Source organism: Flammeovirga sp. MY04 (assembly GCF_001682195.2).
In the GTDB taxonomy this organism is placed as follows: Bacteria; Bacteroidota; Bacteroidia; order Cytophagales; family Flammeovirgaceae; genus Flammeovirga; species Flammeovirga yaeyamensis.
The window spans coordinates 3,537,507-3,561,391 of record NZ_CP003560.2 but is presented as its reverse complement, the minus strand read 5'-3'; the positions used below and the strand labels follow the sequence as shown (position 1 = coordinate 3,561,391).

23 protein-coding genes are annotated in these 23,885 nt (G+C 34.5%); 6 read left to right on the top strand and 17 right to left on the bottom strand.

The genetic code is table 11. From position 1 onward, the window contains the following. Nucleotides 1-38 precede the first annotated feature (38 nt). Nucleotides 39-503: a hypothetical protein gene (locus MY04_RS14230; protein ID WP_066210582.1), complete on the bottom strand. Its 465-nt coding sequence runs from the start codon at nucleotides 501-503 to the stop codon at nucleotides 39-41. A 252-nt stretch (nucleotides 504-755) separates the two neighbouring features. On the opposite strand from MY04_RS14230, the gene pruA reads away from it, so the two are divergent. Next, nucleotides 756-2,390: an L-glutamate gamma-semialdehyde dehydrogenase gene (pruA, locus tag MY04_RS14225; protein ID WP_066210580.1), complete on the top strand. Its 1,635-nt coding sequence runs from the start codon at nucleotides 756-758 to the stop codon at nucleotides 2,388-2,390. A 180-nt stretch (nucleotides 2,391-2,570) separates the two neighbouring features. Here the strand turns inward: pruA and MY04_RS14220 are convergent, their stop codons facing one another. The 5 genes from MY04_RS14220 to MY04_RS14200 are packed head-to-tail and all read right to left on the bottom strand — an operon-like array spanning nucleotide 2,571 to nucleotide 6,008. Further along, nucleotides 2,571-3,434 carry a biotin-dependent carboxyltransferase family protein gene (locus MY04_RS14220; protein ID WP_066210579.1) on the bottom strand — a complete coding sequence of 288 codons (864 nt, stop codon included), beginning with the start codon at nucleotides 3,432-3,434 and terminating at the stop codon, nucleotides 2,571-2,573. Further along, complete coding sequence (gene pxpB, locus MY04_RS14215; RefSeq protein WP_066210578.1) at nucleotides 3,431-4,102, bottom strand: 5-oxoprolinase subunit PxpB; 672 nt, start codon at nucleotides 4,100-4,102, stop codon at nucleotides 3,431-3,433. The genes MY04_RS14220 and pxpB overlap by 4 nt, the downstream gene beginning before the upstream one ends. Nucleotide 4,103: 1 nt before the next feature. Beyond that, the gene (gene pxpA / locus MY04_RS14210) at nucleotides 4,104-4,895 is read right to left on the bottom strand and encodes a 5-oxoprolinase subunit PxpA (RefSeq protein ID WP_084005890.1); all 792 of its coding nucleotides are present in this window, start codon (nucleotides 4,893-4,895) and stop codon (nucleotides 4,104-4,106) included. A 39-nt stretch (nucleotides 4,896-4,934) separates the two neighbouring features. Continuing rightward, a complete protein-coding gene (locus MY04_RS14205) occupies nucleotides 4,935-5,462 on the bottom strand; it encodes a hypothetical protein (protein WP_066210576.1) in 528 nt (175 codons plus the stop codon). 48 nt (nucleotides 5,463-5,510) lie between these two features. Then, the gene (locus MY04_RS14200; protein WP_066210574.1) at nucleotides 5,511-6,008 is read right to left on the bottom strand and encodes a hypothetical protein; all 498 of its coding nucleotides are present in this window, start codon (nucleotides 6,006-6,008) and stop codon (nucleotides 5,511-5,513) included. A gap of 486 nt (nucleotides 6,009-6,494) precedes the next feature. Here MY04_RS14200 and MY04_RS14195 point away from each other — a divergent pair, with 486 nt between their 5' ends. Then, a complete protein-coding gene (locus MY04_RS14195) occupies nucleotides 6,495-6,941 on the top strand; it encodes a hypothetical protein (protein ID WP_066210572.1) in 447 nt (148 codons plus the stop codon). 48 nt (nucleotides 6,942-6,989) lie between these two features. On the opposite strand, the gene MY04_RS14190 is transcribed toward MY04_RS14195, so the two are convergent. The 4 genes from MY04_RS14190 to MY04_RS14175 all read right to left on the bottom strand — a co-directional run bounded on the left by MY04_RS14190 (nucleotide 6,990) and on the right by MY04_RS14175 (nucleotide 11,132). Beyond that, nucleotides 6,990-7,700 carry a Bax inhibitor-1/YccA family protein gene (locus MY04_RS14190; RefSeq protein ID WP_066210570.1) on the bottom strand — a complete coding sequence of 237 codons (711 nt, stop codon included), beginning with the start codon at nucleotides 7,698-7,700 and terminating at the stop codon, nucleotides 6,990-6,992. 45 nt (nucleotides 7,701-7,745) lie between these two features. Next, nucleotides 7,746-8,429, bottom strand: a complete 684-nt coding sequence (locus tag MY04_RS14185) for a YggS family pyridoxal phosphate-dependent enzyme (RefSeq protein ID WP_066210568.1) — start codon at nucleotides 8,427-8,429, stop codon at nucleotides 7,746-7,748. Between the two features lie 3 nt (nucleotides 8,430-8,432). After that, entirely contained in the window at nucleotides 8,433-8,993 is a 561-nt protein-coding gene (locus MY04_RS14180) for a DUF4199 domain-containing protein (protein WP_066210566.1), read from the bottom strand. 99 nt (nucleotides 8,994-9,092) lie between these two features. Further along, nucleotides 9,093-11,132 carry a PP2C family protein-serine/threonine phosphatase gene (locus MY04_RS14175; RefSeq protein WP_066210563.1) on the bottom strand — a complete coding sequence of 680 codons (2,040 nt, stop codon included), beginning with the start codon at nucleotides 11,130-11,132 and terminating at the stop codon, nucleotides 9,093-9,095. 279 nt (nucleotides 11,133-11,411) lie between these two features. Between MY04_RS14175 and MY04_RS14170 the strand changes: the two genes are divergently transcribed. Then, entirely contained in the window at nucleotides 11,412-12,845 is a 1,434-nt protein-coding gene (locus tag MY04_RS14170) for a BamA/TamA family outer membrane protein (protein WP_066210561.1), read from the top strand. A 4-nt stretch (nucleotides 12,846-12,849) separates the two neighbouring features. Here the strand turns inward: MY04_RS14170 and MY04_RS14165 are convergent, their stop codons facing one another. From MY04_RS14165 to MY04_RS14155, 3 genes are all read right to left on the bottom strand, one after another. Continuing rightward, entirely contained in the window at nucleotides 12,850-13,140 is a 291-nt protein-coding gene (locus tag MY04_RS14165) for an ArsR/SmtB family transcription factor (RefSeq protein WP_066210559.1), read from the bottom strand. Between the two features lie 71 nt (nucleotides 13,141-13,211). Continuing rightward, nucleotides 13,212-14,531, bottom strand: coding sequence for a DUF2851 family protein (locus tag MY04_RS14160; protein WP_066210557.1), 1,320 nt, complete (start codon nucleotides 14,529-14,531; stop codon nucleotides 13,212-13,214). Between the two features lie 130 nt (nucleotides 14,532-14,661). Beyond that, complete coding sequence (locus MY04_RS14155; protein ID WP_066210555.1) at nucleotides 14,662-15,072, bottom strand: hypothetical protein; 411 nt, start codon at nucleotides 15,070-15,072, stop codon at nucleotides 14,662-14,664. 344 nt (nucleotides 15,073-15,416) lie between these two features. Between MY04_RS14155 and MY04_RS14150 the strand changes: the two genes are divergently transcribed. Continuing rightward, nucleotides 15,417-17,489 (top strand): S9 family peptidase, encoded by a 2,073-nt coding sequence (locus tag MY04_RS14150; RefSeq protein WP_066210552.1) that lies wholly within the window; start codon nucleotides 15,417-15,419, stop codon nucleotides 17,487-17,489. 404 nt (nucleotides 17,490-17,893) lie between these two features. After that, nucleotides 17,894-18,373, top strand: coding sequence for a Dps family protein (locus tag MY04_RS14145; RefSeq protein WP_205960477.1), 480 nt, complete (start codon nucleotides 17,894-17,896; stop codon nucleotides 18,371-18,373). Nucleotides 18,374-18,533: 160 nt separating this feature from the next. Here MY04_RS14145 and obgE read toward each other — a convergent pair whose 3' ends face one another. From obgE to MY04_RS14125, 4 genes are all read right to left on the bottom strand, one after another. Beyond that, entirely contained in the window at nucleotides 18,534-19,634 is a 1,101-nt protein-coding gene (gene obgE / locus MY04_RS14140) for a GTPase ObgE (protein WP_066210551.1), read from the bottom strand. Between the two features lie 202 nt (nucleotides 19,635-19,836). Then, nucleotides 19,837-20,409, bottom strand: coding sequence for an adenylate kinase (locus tag MY04_RS14135; protein ID WP_066210548.1), 573 nt, complete (start codon nucleotides 20,407-20,409; stop codon nucleotides 19,837-19,839). Nucleotides 20,410-20,598: 189 nt separating this feature from the next. After that, on the bottom strand, nucleotides 20,599-21,135 hold the full coding sequence (locus tag MY04_RS14130) for an RNA polymerase sigma factor (RefSeq protein WP_236941075.1): 537 nt from the start codon (nucleotides 21,133-21,135) through the stop codon (nucleotides 20,599-20,601). A 111-nt stretch (nucleotides 21,136-21,246) separates the two neighbouring features. Further along, the gene (locus MY04_RS14125; protein ID WP_066210545.1) at nucleotides 21,247-23,028 is read right to left on the bottom strand and encodes an ABC transporter ATP-binding protein; all 1,782 of its coding nucleotides are present in this window, start codon (nucleotides 23,026-23,028) and stop codon (nucleotides 21,247-21,249) included. A gap of 275 nt (nucleotides 23,029-23,303) precedes the next feature. Between MY04_RS14125 and MY04_RS14120 the strand changes: the two genes are divergently transcribed. Beyond that, nucleotides 23,304-23,822: a MarR family winged helix-turn-helix transcriptional regulator gene (locus MY04_RS14120; RefSeq protein ID WP_066210543.1), complete on the top strand. Its 519-nt coding sequence runs from the start codon at nucleotides 23,304-23,306 to the stop codon at nucleotides 23,820-23,822. Nucleotides 23,823-23,885 lie beyond the last annotated feature (63 nt).

The window sequence follows — 23,885 nt, the reverse complement described above, 5'->3', positions numbered from 1 at the left end:
CTGCTACCTGCTACCTGCTACCTGCTACCTGCTACCTGCTACCTGCTACCTTTCATTGGCTTCTTCATCTTAAACTCATCCAACCCTTCTCCAAATCCATCTTTAATCTTCTCATAGGTTTCGAAACCAAAGTAATTAAAGAGTTTTTCCATTAATTGAGTCGTATTGATGTAGATCGGTAAATTTTTCCCTTCTTTGATGATTCTACGTTCCATTTCCCCATAAAAAGCTTTGGCAATGGTAATAAGGTTTGGTGCTCCTAAACTTCCACTTTCGAACATTACCCATGCGATGCCGTGTCTATCTTCTTTGGTGTAATGACCTCCACAGCCAATGATTTCCCCATTACTATTTTCTACTACTAAGTAATTTTCATCGGTATAATTGTCTAAGAAATCGATTAGATACTCCTCGTCTTTAACATCAAAATATTTGGGGCAGTTGGAATGAAATATTTTGAAGATATCGTTTTTGTCTTCTGATTGATATGATCTGAATTGCATGGTTTAATATTGTAGGTGATTAAAATCAAAGAATAAAAATAGCTAAATATAGGTCAGAAAAGAACATTTGATTGCCTCTTTAAGTCAATAAGGAATTAAATAATTTAAAATCATTAAGGATACTAGTCCATAATATTGCATTTCATCTTCTTATTCATACTTTTGTAACACTATAAACAGAGATGTCGCTAACCACGGAATCTCAACATACTATACAAGTATTCACATATTTACATAATATAAATATTTACCATGGCAAAAGGATTTTTCAGCGTACCTAAAGCTGTTAACGAACCGATCAAGAGCTATGCACCGGGTACACCTGAGCGTGCAGAATTACAAGCGAAAATCGAAGAGATGTCATCTCAGAAAATTGACATCCCAATGTACATTGGATCTCAAGAAGTTAGAACAGACAATTTAGGTACTTGTGTATCTCCTCACGATCACCAAAATGTTGTAGGTGAATATCATAAAGGCGATAAAGACCATGTAACTCAAGCAATCAACGCTGCTTTAGGCGCTAGAGAGGCTTGGGCTGAGTTGTCTTGGGAACACCGTGCTTCTATTTTCTTGAAAGCTGCGGATTTATTAGCTGGACCATACAGAGCAAAAATTAATGCTGCAACAGTTATTGGTCAGTCAAAAACTGCTCACCAAGCAGAGATTGATTCAGCATGTGAATTAATCGACTTCTTAAGATTTAACGTTCAATTCATGACTGAGATCTATCAGGATCAACCTGAATCGGCTCCAGGCATGTGGAATAGATTAGAATACCGTCCGTTAGAAGGTTTCATCTTCGCATTGACTCCATTTAACTTCACGGCTATCGCAGGTAACTTACCAACTGCTCCTGCAATGATGGGTAACACTATCGTTTGGAAGCCATCACACGATCAGATTTACTCTGCAAACGTATTGATGGAAGTATTTAAAGAAGCTGGTGTACCTGACGGTGTAATCAACCTTGTTTATGTTTCTGGTCCAGACGCAGGTGATGTGATCTTCAATCACCCAGAATTTGCTGGTCTTCACTTTACAGGTTCAACTGGCGTATTCCAAGATCTTTGGGCTACTATCGGTAACAACATTGCGAAGTACAATACATACCCTCGTATCGTAGGTGAAACTGGTGGTAAAGACTTTATCTTGGCACACAAATCAGCTACTCCAAAAGGTTTAGCCACTGCAATTACTCGTGGTGCATTCGAATTCCAAGGTCAGAAATGTTCTGCAGCTTCTCGTGTATATGTTCCTAATAACATGTGGGATGAAGTGAAAGGTTACATTATCGACGATGCGAACGATATCAAAAACAACCACATGGGTACTCCACATGATTTCAAAAACTTCTTTACTGCGGTAATCAACGAGAAGTCATTTGATAAATGTGCAGGTTATATCGACAGAGCGAATGCTTCTGACATGTGTGAAATCATCGCAGGTGGTGGATACGACAAGTCAAAAGGTTACTTCGTTGAGCCAACAATCATCGTAACTAAAGATCCTAACTACGAATCTATGGTAGAAGAAATCTTTGGACCAATCGTTACTATCTACGTTTACGATGCAGAGTACTTCGATGAGGCTATGTACTTGGTAAACAATACTTCGACTTACGCATTAACAGGTGCTATCTTCGCTCAAGATCGTTACGCGATTGAGTTGGCAACTAGCAAATTGTCGAATGCAGCAGGTAACTTCTACATCAATGACAAGCCAACAGGTGCAGTAGTAGGTCAACAACCTTTCGGTGGTTCTAGAGCTTCAGGTACTAACGACAAAGCTGGTTCAGCAATCAACTTAATGCGTTGGACTACTCCAAGAACGTTGAAAGAAACATTTGTTCCTCCAACAGATTACAAATACCCATTCATGGGATAAATTTAAAGTGAAGAGTGAATAGGGAAGAGTGAAGAGCGATTTCTTGTTTATTTGGAACTTTACTATAGATGAAGGTCTAGCTTTCTTTGGAAGGCTAGGCCTTTTTTTGAATTAAAAATTAAAAGTGAAAAATGAAAAACGTGAGATGTTAAGCTAACGCTCGTAGAATTATACAATAGTTTAATTCGTGATACTGAATTTTACTTTTCCTCCTGTATTCATCTGTGCTAAACTATCACAGGCTTTGCTGTTAAGGTTCAATATTCTAAGATAACCTCCGGTGGTAGGGGCATCGGCCATCATGATAATTAAATCACCACCACTTGTCAACTGTATTGTGCCTTTGACCATTCCTGAGGAGATGATTTCTTTTTGATTTTCCATTTCTATTTTCTCACCTTCTAATCGATAACCTATTCTGTTGATATCTTTTGATATTGTGAATTCGCTGTTGATAACTTTTTGTTTTTGTTGATCGGTCAACAAATTCCATTCAGGGCCAACAAAACATTCCAAAAGATTTTCTGATGATATATTTCTGGCTTTAATAACACTGTGTCTTTTGGGTAATTGCTCAGGGCATAGCAAGGTGATACGATCCCCTTTTTGAAGTGCTCTACCAAAGTATCCACCAAATTTAGCAGGTAGGTAAGTAGAGGCACTGTTATATATTTTAGGGATATCAAGTACTCCTTTGAAAGCAAGATAACCATAGGTGCCTTTTTTAGAAAATCCTATTTTTAATTGATCTCCGGGGTTTAAAGTGATGATTTTTCCTTGAGAATTGATTTCATCATTCACTTTGAGTTCCATATCGGCACCATAAAAAGCGACAGAAAATGGAATGTGAGCGAGTAAAGTAATGCCTTTCATACACATTTCTATTACGGGAGCATTGGGATCATTACCCAATATGGCATTGGCGATATTGGCTGAGGTCATGTCCATGAACCCGCTTACAGGAATTCCTTGATCTTGTACTCCCCAACGGCCATTATCCTGAATTGTAGAGAGAAATCCTCCATCAATTATTTCGAAACTCATACGTTATTCTGGTTTAGCTGTTGAAATGTGGATAAGTCGATGGCTTCGAACTTTACTTTATCACCCATTTTTACTTTTGGTGGCTGATTGACTTCAAATATAGATAAAGGAGTCTGACCAATAATTTGCCAGCCTCCAGGTGTAGCCTGTGGGTAAATTCCCGTTTGTTGATCGGCCAACCCAACGGCACCTGTAGGAATTTTTAACCTTGGTGTAGATTTTCGAGGAATAAATAAACGAGAATCTAAGCCTCCTAAGTACATAAAGCCAGGAGAAAACCCCAACATGTAAACAGTATATAAATTTGATGTGTGTAGTTCTATAATTTCATCAATGGATATATCAAGTTGTTGGCTTACTACTTCTAAGTCTAACCCTAAAGAAGCGTCATAGCATACAGGAATTTCTACAATACGTTGCAGTGGTTGATTTTCTTTTTGATGAATATCAATGGATTGAATAATTTCAGAAAGTGAAAAGAAGTTGATTAAATCATCATCAAATTGAATAGTAATTGAAGTGTAGGCAGGGATTAAAGAAGTGATGCCCTCCAAATGCCTATTGGATAAATATTGATAATACGCCTTTACTTTTTGATGAACTTTTTCAGAAATGATGTTTTCAAACTGAATGATCAAAGCCCTTTCCCCAAATTGTTTGATCTCCATATTATAAAATCGATTGAATTTGAATATGCTCCTCAGACAACTTTTGATAGACAAATTGAAGTTCTTCCAAAGCTTCTGGAGTGTCTCCGTGGAAACAGATACTGTCTACGGACATTGAAATATATTGGCCATTTTCATCAATGACTCTTTTGTTTTTGACGATCTCTTCTACTTGTTGCCAAACTTCTTCTTTATCATGTATTACGGCATGACTTTCTGATCTAGCTACCAATTTTCCATCAGTAGTATAACGTCTATCAGCAAATCCTTCTTTAATAAAAGTGATGTTTTTCTCCTTACAAAGAGTTTCCAAAATACTATTAGGCATACTCATTAAAGCGAGATGTCCATTGTAATTTTCTATCAATTTTATGATGATTTGAGCTGTCGATATGTCACTCATTGCTTTATTATACAAAGCCCCATGTGGTTTGATATAATTTACTTTTACATTCAATTCAATGGCAATTTTTATCAAATCATCGCATTGTTTGATGAGAGAGGAGAGTAATGTTTGTGCACCAATATCCATTGCTTTTCTTCCGAAATTCTCTTTATCTGGATAGCTAGGATGTGCCCCGATATTTACATTGTTTTTTTGTGCAAGAAGTAGGGTAGACTTCATGCTTTGTGCATCACCAGAATGACCACCGCAAGCGATATTACAAGAGGAAACATAGCGTAGAAGCTGTTCATCGTATGGAAAACCTTCTCCTAAATCGGCATTGAGATCAATTTTTTTCAATAGCGTAATAGTTGTGATTTGTGCAAAGTAAATAAAAAACCACTTCAATTTCTTGAAGTGGTTTCAAAATCAATGTATTATTGATTACTATCTTTCTAATTTCATGTATGCATTAGCCTCTACTTTTTGCGTATAGAAGCCATTGTCGACTTCTTGAACTTTATTACTAGTTACCTCTAATTCTGTTTCTGTAAGTTTTTCAATGATCATTAATTCAGGTAACCCATCAGCACCTTGTATGATAATATTCTCCTCATCGTCAAAGTCCCAATTTTGAGTACCTAGAACAGCTTGGTTTAAGAGAGTAATAATAGTACTACCATCTTCATCTAAGGTCTTAATATCAGTTGTACCTTTTGTTTCTACTGTTTTGTCAGTTTTAAATTCCATTGTGATATTGATATTCTCATAAACCACAATTTGATCAGGAAATTCTATTACTTCATCACCTTCAATAAAGGATATTTTCTGAGTGCTTTCAACAGCTTTCAGGTTCCAAGTACCATAAATGAGGTGATTTTCTCTGAGGAGGTCACTAACAGTCTCATTTCCAGAACAAGAGAATAATCCTAAAGTAATTGCAATTAAAACTGCAGTAGTCGCTTTTTTTAGCATGATTAGTTTAAATAAAATATAAAAAAATGATTGTTTAAAAAATAAGAATTAACGCTCTAACTCCATGATTACGATATGTTCAGTAGATAACTCACCAAAATCATTTTCCATAACATGTTTAGCTACTATTTTATTAGGAGTGAGTGAAGTTATTTCCCAATACTCTTCGAAAAACCCACCTTCAATAGCAAAATAGAGTTCATCAAGGTCTTCGTTTACTTCCCAATAATCTGTACGATTATGTTGAACACCTCTTGCTGCTAAAATTAGGTTTCCATCTGCATCATATTGTTCAGAATCAGCAGTTCCCTCCACTACTAAGATATTATTGTCGAGAAATTGATAGGTCACATCAATATTAACAGCTTTAGTTTTTGTAGTTTCAACTGTATACCCCCAATCGGTTGTCGATGTTCCATTTAGTGCAGTTAATTGCCAAGTACCTTTGATAGGATCGAGTTCTTCCTCAGTTTTATCATTCTCTGTACATGAAAATAGACTAAGAGTTAGCATAATGAAGAATGCTGTAGTTACTTTTTTTAGCATGATTAGTTGAATTAAAATATAAAAAATTGATTTGTTTGCTTATATAAATACCAGTCCAGTATTAGATTTTAATAGTTGAAAAAAGTAAGTTCTTTCTATGAATTGGTCTTTGTTTGCGGTGCTAATATATGTAATAAAAATATAAATTATTTAAAAATAGGGTGATATTATTCTATTCATCAACATCAAGTTCTCACTTCATTATCAATAATTTCACCTATAAAAATGTAAAGAAATATGATAAATTAAGGCGTATAGAAGTTAAAAGAATCAATAAAAATGATTGATTATCTTCTTTTTTTATCTGAAAACTAACATTGTAATTTTAAATAAAATGAATATCCATTAATCGAATATGCTCTTTTGATTAAGGTTTTATATTAAATAATCGACAATATATTACATGTATGATAATTCACTCTATTCACTAAAAAAGAATTATTTCTATCATATAAATGTATTAATAGTACACCAAGCATATACATTATGAAACTATCTGTTATTTCAGCCTTAACTATTTTGCTTTTTTCTCTAATTGGATGTACTACTAATGATGATTCAAATTTATCTATAGATGTTGCTTCTCAAGTACAAGGTCAGTATGTGATTAATAGTTTTCAATTTGACGGTGATGGCGAAGCCCAACAAATTAGTGACGATACTGATAATTACATTTCTTTAATTAGACAAGGGGATAGTTTAGTTTCTGTACGTCTCGTTATGGAAACTGAAATTGTTGATTTTTCATGGAACCTTCAAGAACAAAAAGTAGATAATATTGGTAGAGAATCGTCTACCTATGAATTTGAAGTTGAGCCAGGAACAAGTAGTCTGAATAATATGCATTTGTATATTACAGAGGACAGACAGTTAAAGGCCGTGTTTACTCCTGCACTTCATCCCAATATTAAAACACTCTATGCTGAGATGTAAAAAAAGGCCAACATTTTCATGTTGACCTTTGAGTAATATCGATTAAAATTATCTTCTACTCCCTCCAAAGAAACGAAGTAAGTATAAGAATAAGTTGATAAAATCTAAATACAAGCTTAATGCTCCAAGAATCGCCATTTTGTTAGCAGATTCTCCATCCATCATTGCATAGCTCATTTCTTTTAATTTTTGTGTATCGTAAGCAATTAAACCAACAAATATCAATACACCAACTACAGAAATGATCCAGTATAATCCACTGCTACCAATAAACATATTTACGATAGAAGCGATGATGATACCGAATAGACCCATAATTAGTAAGCTACCCCAAGAACTAAGATCTTTTTTAGTAGTCATACCATAAACACTCATACCTACAAATGTACCTGCAGTAATAAAGAATGTGCTGACTATGGAATTAATATCATATATGTAGAAGATACTTGATAAAGTAGCTCCTGTTAATGCAGAGTATAAAATAAATAGAACTGTAGCCGTTGCAGACGACATTCTATTTATTGCTCCGCTAATTGCGAATACTAAACCTAATTGTGCGATAATTAATCCCCATCTAAATTGTGCTACCATTTGAACAAATTCATAGGTATTGGCAATAAACATAGCGGTAAGGGCAGTAATCACAAGACCGATACTCATACGACCATATACTTTGGTCATGAATGAACTCTGTGCACTAGCTATTTCAACATCAGAATATCTTCGCGCTCCGAAATTTTGATAGTTTGTCTCTCTCATTTTTTTGTCATTTATGATATAAAAACGATTTGTAATATTCAAAGGTTACATTGTACCATAATTGCGGGCACCAAAAATGGCACTTCCCACTCTTATCATTGTACTTCCTTCTTCTACAGCAATTTGATAATCGCCACTCATCCCCATCGAAATTTCTGATAATGCTACATTATCAAGAGCATTGAAAGAGCTCTTTAACTCTTCGAAAAGTGATTTTAAAGAAGCAAACTCTTTTCTTACCTGATTTTGGTCAGACGTATTCGTTGCCATTCCCATCACTCCAATCACTCTCACGTTAGTCATCTCCTTAAATTCATCCGAAGACAAAAATGAAGTCAATTCCTCTTTATCAAAACCGAACTTTGTTTCTTCCTCTGCTATGAATACTTGAAGTAACACATCGATAGTACGCTCATTTTGAGCTGCACGTTTCTGTACTTCTTTTAAAAGTCGAGGACTATCAATAGAATGAATTAAAGAAACAAAAGGGGCGATATATTTTACCTTATTTCTCTGTAGGTGACCGATCATGTGCCACTGAATATCTTTTGGAAGTGTTTCACTTTTTTCTACAAGTTCTTGCACTTTATTTTCACCAAAGATACGTTGTCCAGCATCGTAAGCTTCTTGTAATAACTCATTGGGTTTGGTTTTACTCACCGCTACCAATTTGCAGTCTGTACCATCAAGCTTTTGATTATATGATTTTATATTTTCTGCTATAGACATGATCTATTTTTGTTTTGTAATCAACATAAATAAGAAGGTTGCAAATACACCAAACATAAGCATACCAATTGCTTGATCTACTGCCAAAGTGTCAGCAGATAATTGACCTAATTTCTCTATTTGTGCATTATACTCCGTTTCACCTAATGTTTCTATTATTTGAGCTTTCCCTTCTACCATCATCATTTTCAATTCTGTAGCATGTCTTTCGATGATTTCTTGTCCCATTTTCTCAGTACTTAAAACCACTTGAAGAAGAATACCATAGATAGTTGAGGCAATTAGGTTTAAGGTCATACCAATGATTACCCCTTGTGGTCCTTGCATTTTTCCATTGTTCAGTTTAATTCTGAAATAGCTCATAGCTCCAGCAAAGGTTAAACCGTAAATAGGGAAATAGATGTACTTCCATTTACCAAATGCATTGAAATCTAAACCATATAGTAATAAGGTGTAACTAATGCATAAAAGAGATGCGATGACACCAAAAATAGCTCCTACACGGAATAACTCAGGCCTAATAAATTTTACAGTTTTTTCTGTAGTATTTGTTTGTTCTTTCATAATGATGATTTAATGCCCACAAAAATACAGCATACTTTATACAGTGTGGCAAAAAAATAGGATAAAATTGATTGGAATTATAATAGGTAGGCAGAGATTTTATAATCTGATTAATAATAGAGTAAAATCATCGTCCATGGCTTTTTTACCCATAAAGCCATAAATGTCTTCTAAGATCTTATTGGCAATCTCTTTTAAAGGTAATTCGTGATATTCTTCGATGATTTTTTTCATGTGCTCATATCCATACTCATCAACACCGTTTTTACTTCTAGCTTCAGTAATTCCGTCGGTGTATAAAATCATTAAATCGCCGTGATTGTATTTGATTTCATGGTTATGGATAAACTTACTGTAAGAGTTGTTTCTTACAATACCTAGACCTAAACCTCTATTTTCTAAGAATTGAGCTTCTTGTTTTTCTGTATCGTAATATAAAGTTGGACAGTGACCTGCTCTTGCAAAGTCCACCTTCATTGCGTCTGTATTTACATGCAAATAGGTCGCTGTAATGAAAGTATCTCTTTGGATACATCCTGTTAAAGCAGCATTGGCTTTTGTAAAGAACTCATCGGGTTTAATACTTTCTTCTCTGGCTAACGACTGATAAATACCCTTCATCTGTGCCATATTAAAGGCAGCTTTAGGTCCTTTACCAGAAACATCGGCAATAATAAAACTTACTTCATGGTCATTGAGTCGGTGCATATCGTAATAGTCACCTCCCACCACAATAGCAGGTTCCCAAGTTACATAAACTTCTATGTTTTCGTTGATTTCTAAACTCTTCGGCATCAATGCTTCTTGCGTTTGTTTGGCAATTTGCATTGAGTTTTTGTAGACCTCATTTTTTACTGCTTTAGAAAGCAAGTCGAGGTTGAAAAGGGCAATTCCTGCTTGAGCCACATAAGTATTCACCGTAGACTGCATTACAGAATCGATGGAATTGTGTAGTCTTTTAACCAATATCAAAGAATCTCTTACTTGCTGATCTACAATAATTGGTATCGCTAGGATAGAGCGGTAATTTCTATTGGCGTTCTCTTTTCTGAAATAAGGTTGATAGTTCAATTTAAGAGGAGCACCTCCATTATAAGGGGCGTTTCTTAGATCTGAAAGCACTTGTCTTACATCCTCCTCATCGATACCCGTAACTACTTTTACTTCGTAGTCATTACTCATAATCCACCCAGCATCAGCTTGAATACTTTTTAAAGAACTGTTGAGTAATACTCTATATACATCAGATTCTTTTTTTCCGTCTCTTACCGCCAAACTTAAATTTCTGAAACTAGAAATTTCTTGTTCTTTTTTCTCGAATACACTTGATGTTGGTAAACTAAACAACATAAACAAGGTAGATGAGGCTGCATAAACAAATACAAAAATTAATAATGTAAGCGGGAATAAGTTCTTGACGATATCATCAGAAACTAGGGATTGCTCGTAGAAATAGAATTTTAAACTGGCAACAAAATAACTTAATGCTAATATGATAAAGCCTAACTTAAATATTCCTTGAATTTTCTGTTGGAAATTTAAGTGAGGTACCCATCTTACATTCACTGATATCATTAAAATCCAAAGTGTAAGGAAAATACTTGGGATCTTAAAATAAACATCTATGGTCCCAATTCTAAAGAAGTGAGCCACCATGGTAATACCTAAAAATATTTCGAACAAAAGCCACGTATAGTGGGTAAAGCGTGTCTGTTCAAACAAGATGAGCTTTTTCCAAGTTACAAAGGTACTGATCAGCAAAGTCATCAGTAAGGTAAACTCCACATGGAAAAATATGGCATATAGGACGGGTAGATTGTATTCTAAATCGTCTCTAAGCCACGTTAACAGAATATTTACTCCCATAGAGAGTAAGGTGGAGAGCAAAGCAACGACAAATATTTGCCAGAGCAATCCTTGGAAATCCCTTTCTTTGGGTTGAAAAAAGATCCAAATATTAAAATAGGTGGTAATGATCCACACATTTAAAATTAAACCTTTCACAAAAGAAGGGAAAGGAGCATGAGGAATTTGTTCATCCGTTAAATATTGTTCTTGTACGCCTATGAAAAGAAGTAGCACCCAACTGATAATACAGACGATGGTACTTATTCTTTTTACGCTATTGTAGCTGAACATTTCGGATATTTTTACAGCTCCTTTAATAATAAATTAAAATTTAATTTTGAAATTCAATCAAATGGTTCATCAAGACAATAAAAGAATATATATTGCATATCCGATTTTGTATTGGTGTAGCATTCGTTTAACAAATATAATCGACAAATTGTGCTTTTCTATAAATAAAGCAACAATCTTAGTCGAACATGTAAATGCTTGATTTTTTTAACAAGCCTTGTGAGAAATAAACAGAGAAATACATATAGATTTAAAATAAATAAACTCAGTTTTCTTTTTATGATCAATGCATTATTAATGTGTTGGTCGGTAGATACTTATGCCCAAAATGATTTACTATTGACTGGGCTAGATCAATATGAAGAAGATACTGTAGGTTATGTAAGAATTAATAAGATATCATTTATTGGTAATAAAAAAACACACCCAAAAATTATTACCAGAGAACTTGATATACGCGACGGGTCTTTAGTGCCTAAAAAAGGGATAAAAGACTATATTACCACAGAAAGAAATAAAGTTTTCAACACTCAGTTATTCGAATCTGTTGATGTTTTGGTCACACAACAAGGAAAAGATACCTTAAATGTGGACTTTATCATGGTAGAACGTTGGTATACTTGGCCTGTTCCTCTTATCGAGTTAGCAGATAGAAGTTTTAACGAATGGTGGAATAATAGAGATGCTGACCTGGGAAGAATTCAATATGGCCTCGATTTCAAGCAGAAAAACATGAGAGGACGTAATGAAACGCTTCATCTATTAATCAAATTAGGGTTCTCAAGACAATTTACATTAGGATATTCCTTTCCTTATATTGATAAAAAACAAAAGACGAGTTTATCCTTCAGAACGAGTTACAAAGAGGAAACGACTGTTGCTTATAAAACTGAAGAGAATAAATTCGTGGAATACGAAAATGATACTGAAGTACAAAGACGTTCTTGGAATGGACAAGTAAACTTTGGTAAACGATACGGGTTTTACGATCATCATAATCTTAATTTTGGTTTCACTTACGATAAAGTAAATGATACTATTGCCGTATTAAATCCAGATTTCTTCCTTGATGGCCGAACAGAGTTGAGGTATTTCACTATGAAATATACCTATACTCGAGATAAAAGGGATATTACTAGCTATCCTCTGAACGGATATTACTTACAATTCGGATTAGAAAAAGTGGGTTTAGGCATTTTTGATGATCTTAATACTTTGAATCTTCAATGGTCAACTTGGAAATTTTGGAATATTAAACAAGCCAATCGATTCTATTATTCTATTGGATTTGCAGGTAAATTAGGGTTCCCTGAATTAGTGCCTTATAATCAAATGCGTGCTTTAGGATATGGAAATATGTTAGTGAGAGGATACGATAATTATGTTATTGAAGGTCAGAATGCAGGTGTTTTAAAGAATGAACTTCGATTAAGAGCATTCTCTACTTCATTGAGTTTTCAGAATATCATCCGATCAAAACATATAAAAAGAGTACCTATAGATGTTTTAGTGAAAGGCTACATTGATACAGGTTATGCTCGTTTCAATGGAGTAGATCCAACAAATGCTCGATTTACAAATACACCACTTTTGGGTTATGGTTTTGGTATCGACTTTGTCACTTTTTACAGTTCAGTGCTTAAGTTCGAATATTCATTTAATCGTCACGGAGACGGAGGAGGATTGTATTTCTATTATTCAGTAGACTTATAATCAATTAGCCCATATTGCACTCACAGTCCTCTAAACAAGACATGATGTTCAACACCGCCTTTTCTTTTAAAGAATAGAAAATGTTCTTTCCTTCTCTTTGAGAAGATAAAATACCCTTCAATTTCATATTAGAAAGATGATGTGAAGTAAGTGATTGCTCACAGTTCAACTTTTCACAAATCTCACTTACAGACAATCGATTATTACAATCTAATAGTTCTAGTATTCTAAGTCTTACGGGATGGGCAATTGTTTTTAAAATAAAAGCTGCCTTTTCTGCCTTATCGTATTCCATATTTATTCTGATAATTAATAGAATACAAATATACGATTCATGAATAAATGATCATATGATAAAATCGTTTATTATGAATGTTTTTCAATTTCTTTCACTTTTAATGTGGTTTTCTGATTCAAAACATGATGTCCAATTCCACATTCCATGCATTTTTTATCTGCACAATAGTTATTATATAATTCTATAAACGCTTGAGAGTCTAAAGCTGTTCTTATGTTTAGACCGAGTTCTTTAAAAACTTTAGTAATCTTATTATGCTCAGCGGAGATAGATTCTAATAAATCAATTGCTTTTTCTTTATATTGATCGTTCCCTTTGTCGATACCATAAGCAAATTGTAGTGGTACTATTACATTGATCAGTATAGAGTCTAAAGTCTTTTTTCCTATTTTTTTTTCTTGTTTTGACTTCGATTCTACCCCAAACCGATAATGCGAATTCCAATAAGAGGAAGTTGGGATATCCATTAATCTATAAAATGAAGCTTTATTTTGGACATGTAGAAAAGCAGAACATAAATGAGGTATTTCTGTCATGATTCTACTTAATTGAGCAATTCTTATACTAGGGAAGTTGGCAGGTCGAAGTCTTAAGAAATTCCATTGATGTTGTTTCATCTCTTTATCTCCCAAATTGTATTTATGCTGAAGAAATCGAAACTCTTTGTACAATTTCTGCTCGTAAAGATCACTTGATGTGGATTGAAGAAAACCTGCAGCCCCAAAAAGAAGTGCTTCGTTGGTAATTGGTAAGTGAGCGTTTAATCGTAATAATTTGGCAGGGATAATATCAGATAATTGCTTTAGGGGTGTGTTGTTGACTTTCATTCCTAAATATTGAGCAAAGAAACTATAAGTGGTTTCTTCCCAATCTCTTTCTTTTTCATCAAGTAATGATAAAATAAACTGAGCTTTCCTTTCTATTCTATCCACTAACACTCTGTCCAACATTTGCATACGCTTTATTCTTGGGACATCATCAATGTTTTCTTTACATGCGATAGAATGATTCGTATGTAAAAGGTGTTCGTAATTGATTAAAATATTGGTCTTCAAAATTCCATTCAAAACTAAGGAAGGGATAGTGGTTTTATCTTGATGAAATACATCAACATCATTTTCATAGACTACATGAAGAATAACATTGTCATATTTCAAGTCATTTTCATGATGATGTTGATACCATTCAGAAGCTTTATGATGAATTTCGACATGACCGTGCCATTCAATAGAGTTAATGATAATGACCGCATCTAAAAAATCGGGACCAGCATTATGGTTATGGTATCCTGGAAATTTAATGGTAATAGATTCACCTTGAGTGGTGTATATGTCAGATTGTTGGAAATATTTGTATTGCCATACAAAATGTAAAAAGTCTTCGCGCATGAGAATAGTAATTAGAATCGTACTTATCGAAGATAGTTATCATTTTGAAGACCACAAAAAAGCCAAGAGAAAATTTCCCTTGGCCTTTCAAAACTGTTATGCTTATTTTTCTACTATATTATTTTTTCGACTATTTATATTGTCTTGCATACACAAGAACTTTTCTTTGTAGTCTATCTATATCTTTTTGATCTACTGAGTGTAAACCTAATTCTAATGCCTTAAAGTAAGCGTCTCTAGCTTTTTCAGGTTGACCAACTCTAACATAATAATCACCTAAAACTTCAACTGATTTACTATTTTCATTGATACTTAAAGCATGATCAATCCAACCTTTAGCCATTTCTAAATCGGCGTTCCAGTTAATAGCAAACTCAGCTGCTTTTGTATATGTTTCGTAATCTGATTTGTCAGCTCCTTGAACCATTTTAACTAACTTTGCTGAACTTTCTTCAGTGGGTAATTCCAAATCGTTTGTATTGGCAAAAGAAGCTAAACTTAATGATAATAAGAATGATAGAGTGATGATAAACTGTTTCATAATTGTATTTAGTATTTAAGTATTTTAAAAATTAATTTGACACACTATCTATTATTCCAAGTTGATGCCAAAAAAATATAACTAAGACTAAATCAGTTAGTTATGTGTTGAAAATATTTTTCCGGCTCAAAAACACCGTTCGATATCGAACGCTATTTCAACGGGTTGAACACATTGTTACTCATATCCGAACACTTTGTGTTTACATTCATTAATTGGGTTGCGTTTTGAAGTAAAAACTTCAGAATTAGTTTAATTATCATTAGATAATGTGATAATTCCTTTAAATATTTTAGAGTGGTTTCATCGAATAAGTTAATTTTGTTTCTCTAAAACAGAAAAAGATGAAAAACAATATCACACCGCCTATTGCACGACGTGAACCAAAAGTGCTAGAGAAACACGGAGATAAACGTACTGACCCTTATTATTGGATGCGTGATAGAGAAAATCAAGAAGTAATTGATTACCTCAATGCAGAGAATAAGTATATAGACGATGTGATGTCTGAACATAAACAGTTCGAAGAAGATTTATTTCAGGAACTGAAAGGACGTATTCAAGAAAAAGATGAAAGTGTTCCTTATAAAGCCAGAGATTACTTTTACTATGTGCGTTATATAGAAGGTGGAGAGTATCCTTTGTATTGCCGTAAGAAAGGTAGCTTGGAAGCAGAGGAGGAAGTGATGTTGAACGCCAACGATCATGCTAAAGATCAAGGCTATTACAAGATCGGAGGAATGACAGTCGGAGAGGATCAAAATCTTTTGGCTTATTCTGAAGATGTAGTAGGTAGAAGAATTTATACTGTTCGATTTAAAAACATCGATACCAACGAAATTTTAGAAGACGTTTTAGAAGAAACCACAGGTGATGCCGTATGGGCTGCCGATGGTAAAACACTTTTCTATACCACTCAAGATAAAGAAACGCTACGTCCAGATAAAGTTTGGAGACATACACTAGGTACTCCACAATCTGATGATGTAGTTGTATACGAAGAAAACGACGATACTTTCTGGATTGGTGTGAGGAGAACAAAGTCGAGAGAATATTTAGCAATTGAATCGGGTTCTACTTTAACCACAGAGACAAGAATTCTGAAAGCAGATAATCCTACAGGTGAATTCAAAGCGTTTCTTCCAAGAGAGAGAAAACACGAATACAGTATCTCTCATTTCAATGGAGCATTTTATGTAGTGACCAACTGGGAAGCAAAGAACTTCCGTTTAATGAAAGTTGCCGAAAATGTAGATACCACAAATAAAGAAAACTGGGAAGAGGTCATTGCTCATCGTAACGATACAATGATCGAAGGCTTGGACATCTTCAAAAACTTCTATGTTGTAGAGGAAAGAAGGGATGGCCTAGTACATATAAGAATTATTAAATGGGAAGATGGATCTGAGCATTATTTAGATTTTGGCGAAGAAACCTATTCTGCATGGACAAGTGCCAACCCAGATTTTAATACTGATATCCTTCGTTACGGCTACAATTCTTTAACTACTCCTTACTCTGAGTACGATTACAATATGATCGATCGCTCAAAAGTACTTTTAAAGCAACAGAAAGTAGTGGGTAAATTCGACCCGAACGATTACGAAGCAAAACGTTTATACGCTACAGCCAAAGATGGAGTAAAAGTGCCGATCTCAGTAGTCTACAAAAAAGGATTTAAATTAAATGGTGAACATCCTTTATACATGACTGGTTATGGATCTTATGGTATTTCTTATGATGTTGCCTTTTCACCATCAAGAATTAGTTTGATGGAAAGAGGGTATGCCTATGCTATTGCACATATTCGAGGTGGTGAAGACTTGGGTCGTGCTTGGTACGAGGACGGCAAGCTTCTCAAAAAGAAAAACACATTTGATGATTTCATCGCTTGTTCAGAATATTTGATAGATCAGAAATATACATCAGCCGATAAATTTGTAGTCAATGGCGGATCAGCCGGAGGATTATTAATGGGTGCTGTGGTTAACGCTCGGCCAGATTTATACAAATTAGTCATTGCAGACGTACCATTCGTTGATGTAGTAACCACAATGCTGGATGAATCTATTCCATTAACCACGGGAGAATATGATGAGTGGGGTAATCCAAACGATAAGGAGTATTATGATTACATGTTATCGTACTCACCATATGATCAAGTAGAGAAGAAAAGTTATCCACACTTATTGATTACTTCAGGTTTGCACGATTCTCAGGTTCAATATTGGGAACCTACAAAATGGGCGGCCAAACTAAGAATCGAAAACACTAGTGATAACTACATCTTCCTTAAAACAAATATGGATGCAGGTCACAGTGGAGCATCAGGTCGTTTTCAACGTTTCAAAGAAGTAGCATTTGAATATGCGACTATTTTTGCGATTGTGACGCCGGATCAGATGAAGCCTTTGTAAGGGTAGTGAACTATCGTCAAAAATAAATCAAACAGCCACATTATTAATATATGATGTGGCTGTTTGTTTATCCATAAGTCTAATCAACCGGTTCGTGTAACGAGGTCGGGAGACCTCTAACGTTTATAGGCACAAATGTCGCTATCGCTTAACATTTGCGCCAGTATTACTTCTTCCCTCTTACTTCTTACTTAAAAACGAGCGTTAATTTTGCTACCTGCTACCTGCTACCTGCTACCTGCTACCTGCTACCTGCTACCTGCTACCTACTACCTCAATCTTCTTCCATTATCAAAAAAACAGATGTATAACTAAACCTTATGTTGATATAGAAAATTATAATTTCCATCTATCAATTACTTTCCTCACCTTTGTAATGTTATCAATCAAAAACAAATACAAAAATGGAAACAATAAACATCAACGCAATCGGATTAGAAGTGACAACTGCAAGATCATTAGCAGGTTCATTAAATACTTTATTAGCTAATTTTCAGTTGTACTATCAAAATTTAAGAGGTTTACACTGGAATATTCAAGGTAAAAATTTCTTTGAATTACACTCTAAATTCGAAGAATTATATACAGGGGCAAATGATAGAGTAGACGAGATTGCCGAAAGAATTTTGACATTAGGAGAACAACCATTGCATACATTTTCTGATTATATTGAAGCATCGGAAATTAAGCAAGGTAAAAATATTGTAGACGATCAATCATCAGTAGAATTAGTGAGAAATAATCTAGCGATATTACTTAAGATTGAAAGACAAATTTTATCACAAGCAGGAGACGCTGAAGACGAAGGTACAGCTGCACTAATTTCGGAACTAATTAGTGAGCAAGAGAAAACCGTTTGGATGCTGAATGCTTGGTTAAACTAAAGTATAATTTGCTAGAATTTTCATCTCAAACTTTGGACACAGACTTAATTAACCCAAACTTATCAATCAAAGCCTCAACATTTAATTGTTGAGGTTTTTGTTTATACAAAAAAAGGAGGCTTTGATATCAAAACCTCCTCAAAATATTTTTAGGTCAACCTTAGTCGTCCGCCTCATTTTCCAAATCAATATTATCTTGATATGGATTGTAGTCGTTTAATGGTTGATCGTAATCTTCTTCTACAAAATCTTCTTCCTCTTCTTCAACACCTTCGTTGATAGCTTCCCAAAGTAGATCTTTTAATTGAGGAATACCTTTTTGAATGACTGATGAGATAAACACATAAGGAACTCCTTCAGGTAATGTCTCTTTGATAAGAACTTCTAGTTCATCGTCTAGCATATCGCTCTTAGTGATGGCAAGAAGACGGTTTTTGTCCAATAACTCAGGGTTATATTTTGTCAACTCGTTGACTAAGATTTCGTAATCCTTAGCCACGTCTTCACTGTCGGCAGGGACCATAAATAATAGTACCGAGTTTCTTTCGATATGACGTAAGAAACGAATACCCAACCCTTTTCCTTCTGCAGCTCCTTCGATAATACCAGGGATATCGGCCATGATAAACGATTTGTTATCGTGGTAAGGAATTACACCAAGGTTAGGAACCATGGTTGTAAAAGGATAATCTGCAATTTCTGGTTTTGCAGCAGAAAGAACAGAAAGTAAAGTAGATTTACCTGCGTTAGGGAATCCTACCAAACCAACATCAGCAAGTACTTTAAGCTCAAGAATTACCCAAGCTTCCTCGCATTCTTCTCCAGGTTGGGCGTATCTAGGAGTTTGGTTGGTTGCCGTTTTGAAATTACGGTTACCCAAACCACCTTTACCACCTTTCATCAAGATCACTTCTTGACCAGGTTCTGTCAGCTCACAGATTTTTTCACCTGTTTCTGCATCTTTGGCAATTGTACCTAGAGGAACAGGAAGGATAATATCTTCACCATCAGCACCACTTTTACCTGTACCACTACCGCTAACACCATTAAAACCGTGAATATGTTTACGGTATTTTAGGTGAAGTAATGTCCAGTGCTGCTTATCTGCTTTTAAGATGATATGACCACCACGACCACCATCTCCTCCATCAGGTCCACCTTTTGGAACGTGCTTTTCTCTACGGAAAGAAACCGCACCTGCTCCTCCTGCACCAGAGCGGACAAAGACTTTAACGTAATCTATAAAATTTGATGATGCCATATCTGTATCTTAATTACTTGATAAATAAGTGGTTGATAGTTATAAACTTGATGCTTAAATATCAGCCGAACCGCAAAGTTAGACAATGTATTTTTTTAAACTATACATTATTAACATCTTTTTAATACCCGGAGATTTTGAGCATAAAAAAAGCACGAGGACCAGCCTCATGCTTTTTGTCTCTATAATGTATAATTATAGACTATAAAGATTCAATTGCAGTACAAGCATTTTCGAAGATTTCTTCGATAGTACCTACACCGTTAATTGATTTGAATTTACCTTGACCTTCGTAGAAGTTCGCTACAGGAGCAGTTTTGTTATTGTACTCCTGTACACGGTTACGGATCAAATCTTCGTTTTGATCATCTGTACGACCAGAAGTCTCACCACGTTTTAAGATACGTTTTGTCAACTCTTCTTCATCCACCTCTAAAGCAACCATACCAGAAATAGCGATGTCATTGCTTGCCATTAATTGGTCTAAAGCTTCTGCTTGAGCTACAGTACGAGGGAAACCATCAAAGATAAAACCGTTACCAGTTTTAAATTCTTTGATCTTAGAGTCGATCATACCAATAACTACTTCATCAGGAACTAATTGACCTTGGTCCATCAATTCTTTTGCTTTTAGCCCAAGTGGAGTACCCGCTGCGATTTCACCACGAAGTAAATCACCAGTAGAAAGGTGAGTCAATTCGTACTTCGCTTTGATTTTATCACTTTGCGTACCTTTACCAGCACCCGGAGGGCCAAATAATACAAGATTGATCATTTTGTAAGTTTATTTTAGTATAAAATATTTCTTCATCTTAATTAAGAGAAATACCCTTAAACGGCAAAACTAAAAAAAATACCGAATTAATTGTAAGATAATGTTCTCTTAATTTAAAATTGATGTGCTTGAAAAAGGTTTATTTAGAAAAATGGCAATGAATTGGATATAAATCGGTTGCAATACGAATTATATATTTATTTTAAGGTTTGATCTTAAAATGCTTAGGGCTTTACTCATTCTTTTTTCTATGGCCTTAATGCTTACATCTAATCTATCGCTTATTTCCGCATAGGTCAAACCTTCCATACGATTCATTAAAAAAACTTCTTTACTTTTATCTGGCAACTGATTAATGGTTTCCTCCAATGAATGTTGAAACTCATTCAATTCCATCTTAAATTCTGGATTGGTTTCTGTTTCTCCGTCTTTCTTATTTTGTTTTTGCTCGAATTGTAACACCACTTTATTATGCTTGATGTAATTCATCGCAAGATTATTCGCAATCGTATATAAGTAAGTTTTAGCTGTTTCTTTGATCACCTTTTCACGCGCTTCCCAAAATTTGATATACGCTTCCTGTGCGATATCTTCTGCTGCATCGATATCGCCTAATTTATAATAAATGAAACTTCGAATACTTTCGAAATATTGATCAAAAAGCAACTTTAAATCTTTTTCATTTATTTGGGGTTGATTGTTATCTTGATAATTTATTGACGTCACTTTTAATTGTCAGATGAATAGAGAAGTTCTAGAATTTTTTATTTTAAATCAATAAAATGATTGAAGAAACTTACGCTAGAGGGTAAAAATACAAAAGTTATTGAATAATGTTTACAAATTATTCCCTTTAGATTGCTGTTCGAATAAGGTATTATAATGACCCTTTTTCTCAAGAAGTTCATTATGAGTACCTTCTTCAATAATTTTGCCTTCATGAAGCACAATTATTTTATCAGCCAATTTTGCAGAAGAAACTCTGTGAGAGATGATTACAGAAGTTTTATTCTTCATTACCCTCTGTAGATTATTTAAAATTAGGTTTTCAGTTTTCGTATCTACCGCAGAAAGACTATCGTCTAATACTAAAATTTTAGGATTCCCTAAGATCGCTCTAGCAATCGTCGTTCTTTGTTTTTGACCACCAGATAACGTAATACCACGTTCGCCCACTAAAGTATCCAAGCCTTTGTCCATCTGAACGATATTTTCATAAAGTCCAGCGTCTTTTGTAGCTTGAATGATATCTTCTTCTGTCGCATCTGTCTTAGCAAAAGAGATATTATTTCTTAAACTATTAGAAAATAGGAAGACATCTTGAGGAGCCATATTAATCTGTGATCTGATATCTTGAAGATTATACCCTTTCAGATCTTCTCCATCAATATAAATAGTACCTGATGAAGGATCGTAAAGACGAGAAATTAGGTTGGCTACAGTACTCTTACCAGAACCTGTAGTGCCTAGAATCGCTAATGTTTTACCTGATTCAATCTCAAAAGATAATTCATCTAAAGCTTTAATTCCAGAGTCAGGATAGACCAAAGAAACTTTATCGAATTTTAGATTACCTTTAATGTCTTTCTTTTCTGAAGAGGTAGAAACTATATCTGGAGTTTCGTTTAAAAACTCATTAATTCTTTTCTGAGAGGCGGCTGCTCGTTGCACAATACTAGTTACCCAACCTAAAGAGGTGACAGGCCAAGTAAGTAAAGTAACATACATGATAAATTCGGCAATAACACCCGCAGTGATCGTACCTTTCTCTACTTCAATACCACCTACATATACCGTAAGGATAGTCGATAGACCGATGAGGAATAACATCAAAGGGTAGAACATCGAGTTCACTTTGGCTAGCTCTAATTGTCTGTTCTGGTATTCTGTAGCGTTTTCATCAAATTGTGAGAGCGATTCGTTTTCCCTTACAAAAGCCTTAATCACTCGAATTCCAGAGAAAGCTTCTTGTACAAAAGTCGACATCGACGACAACTGTTGCTGTATCAATTCAGACTTCTTATTGATGATATTATTGACGAAGTAAATACTAATTGATAAAAGAGGAAGTGGAAATAAAGCCCAAAAAGTAAGATGAACATTGATACTTAACATAATACCAATCGTCAGAATAAAGGAAATGATCATGTTGATAGAGTACATGATAGCAGGTCCTAAATACATTCTCACTTTACTTACATCTTCAGAGATTCTTGCCATCAAATCACCTGTATTATTCTTTCTATAAAAGCTCAAAGAGAGTTTTTGATAATGCTCGAAGATATCATTTTTCAAATCGTATTCTATCAAACGCGACATCACAATGATAGTCTGACGAACAAGAAATAAGAATACGCCTCTCATAAGGGCCATCAAAACAATAATTCCTCCATAAAGAAGTACTGTTTGGAAGAAATCATCTACAAAAACAGTATGTTCTGCAGATCCTTTCAATAGCTCTTGTGTCTTGAAAGTATCAATAACTAGATCAAGAGCGTAACGTACAACTTGTGCAGGTGCAATGGCAAAAATGTTTGATATGATCATGAAGATGATCCCAAGGGTCAGCCTAAAACCATATCGAATAATGTATTTATTTAAGAAAGCGAGTTCTTTCATGCTTCTTTAAGAAATCTTTTTTGAAAGATAATAGGGATAATTGTTGTCACAAAATATCGAAACACAAATGTAACCAAATAGTTTAAACATGAATGTAAAGAGAGGTTTGGATAAGGAAATTTTAAACTTAAAATCATGAAAATTTTATATCTGAAGGGTAAATTCTAAATAAGATTTAATATTTTATCTAAAAATGTTATGCTTGCATACCTTTTATTTCTATATTTGACAAACACACACACCAAACAATACATCACAAAAGTAAAAATGAAAGCATGGAGGGATTGCGCAGATCTGAAAAAAAGAAGCAGTCGGTCGACTTAAGTATCAAAGCCACTTGGTTAGGAATTTCTAAGATGTATAACCTATTAGGTGCACCTTATGATATTTCCCATTCTATAGGTTTCGTATTGTTGAATATTGATCCGGTAGAAGGAACACCTGCGACCAAAATTGCTCCTTTGATGGGTATGGAAGCAAGGAGTTTGACCAGAATGCTTAAAAATTTCGAAGAAAAAGGTTTAATAGTTAGAATACCTGATAAACACGACAAACGTAAGGTGATTATCAAGTTGACTGATTACGGACAAGCCAAACGCGAAATGTCGAAACAGACGGTAAAGGTTTTTCAGAGAAGAGTAGAAGAGAAAGTTTCCTTAGACGAATTAGGCGTTTTTTTTCATGTGATGGATCAAATTAATGATGTCATTAAAGACCCTAAAAATCATATGTTTGATGAGATTAGAGACCGTTTAAAAGAATACGGTATCACAGAAGACAATCTCAACAAATAATATGATACTATCTATCTCGATTCAATTTTGAATACACATAAATAAACAACACAAATCGGTAAA

Excerpts from the sequence above, each read along its gene's own strand:
- MY04_RS14230 (WP_066210582.1), bottom strand. The coding sequence starts at position 503 with ATGCAATTCAGATCATATCAATCAGAAGACAAAAACGATATCTTCAAA.
- pruA (WP_066210580.1), top strand. The coding sequence starts at position 756 with ATGGCAAAAGGATTTTTCAGCGTACCTAAAGCTGTTAACGAACCGATC.
- MY04_RS14220 (WP_066210579.1), bottom strand. The coding sequence starts at position 3,434 with ATGAGTTTCGAAATAATTGATGGAGGATTTCTCTCTACAATTCAGGAT.
- pxpB (WP_066210578.1), bottom strand. The coding sequence starts at position 4,102 with ATGGAGATCAAACAATTTGGGGAAAGGGCTTTGATCATTCAGTTTGAA.
- MY04_RS14205 (WP_066210576.1), bottom strand. The coding sequence starts at position 5,462 with ATGCTAAAAAAAGCGACTACTGCAGTTTTAATTGCAATTACTTTAGGA.
- MY04_RS14200 (WP_066210574.1), bottom strand. The coding sequence starts at position 6,008 with ATGCTAAAAAAAGTAACTACAGCATTCTTCATTATGCTAACTCTTAGT.
- MY04_RS14195 (WP_066210572.1), top strand. The coding sequence starts at position 6,495 with ATGAAACTATCTGTTATTTCAGCCTTAACTATTTTGCTTTTTTCTCTA.
- MY04_RS14190 (WP_066210570.1), bottom strand. The coding sequence starts at position 7,700 with ATGAGAGAGACAAACTATCAAAATTTCGGAGCGCGAAGATATTCTGAT.
- MY04_RS14185 (WP_066210568.1), bottom strand. The coding sequence starts at position 8,429 with ATGTCTATAGCAGAAAATATAAAATCATATAATCAAAAGCTTGATGGT.
- MY04_RS14180 (WP_066210566.1), bottom strand. The coding sequence starts at position 8,993 with ATGAAAGAACAAACAAATACTACAGAAAAAACTGTAAAATTTATTAGG.
- MY04_RS14175 (WP_066210563.1), bottom strand. The coding sequence starts at position 11,132 with ATGTTCAGCTACAATAGCGTAAAAAGAATAAGTACCATCGTCTGTATT.
- MY04_RS14170 (WP_066210561.1), top strand. The coding sequence starts at position 11,412 with ATGATCAATGCATTATTAATGTGTTGGTCGGTAGATACTTATGCCCAA.
- MY04_RS14165 (WP_066210559.1), bottom strand. The coding sequence starts at position 13,140 with ATGGAATACGATAAGGCAGAAAAGGCAGCTTTTATTTTAAAAACAATT.
- MY04_RS14160 (WP_066210557.1), bottom strand. The coding sequence starts at position 14,531 with ATGCGCGAAGACTTTTTACATTTTGTATGGCAATACAAATATTTCCAA.
- MY04_RS14155 (WP_066210555.1), bottom strand. The coding sequence starts at position 15,072 with ATGAAACAGTTTATCATCACTCTATCATTCTTATTATCATTAAGTTTA.
- MY04_RS14150 (WP_066210552.1), top strand. The coding sequence starts at position 15,417 with ATGAAAAACAATATCACACCGCCTATTGCACGACGTGAACCAAAAGTG.
- MY04_RS14145 (WP_205960477.1), top strand. The coding sequence starts at position 17,894 with ATGGAAACAATAAACATCAACGCAATCGGATTAGAAGTGACAACTGCA.
- obgE (WP_066210551.1), bottom strand. The coding sequence starts at position 19,634 with ATGGCATCATCAAATTTTATAGATTACGTTAAAGTCTTTGTCCGCTCT.
- MY04_RS14135 (WP_066210548.1), bottom strand. The coding sequence starts at position 20,409 with ATGATCAATCTTGTATTATTTGGCCCTCCGGGTGCTGGTAAAGGTACG.
- MY04_RS14125 (WP_066210545.1), bottom strand. The coding sequence starts at position 23,028 with ATGAAAGAACTCGCTTTCTTAAATAAATACATTATTCGATATGGTTTT.
- MY04_RS14120 (WP_066210543.1), top strand. The coding sequence starts at position 23,304 with ATGGAGGGATTGCGCAGATCTGAAAAAAAGAAGCAGTCGGTCGACTTA.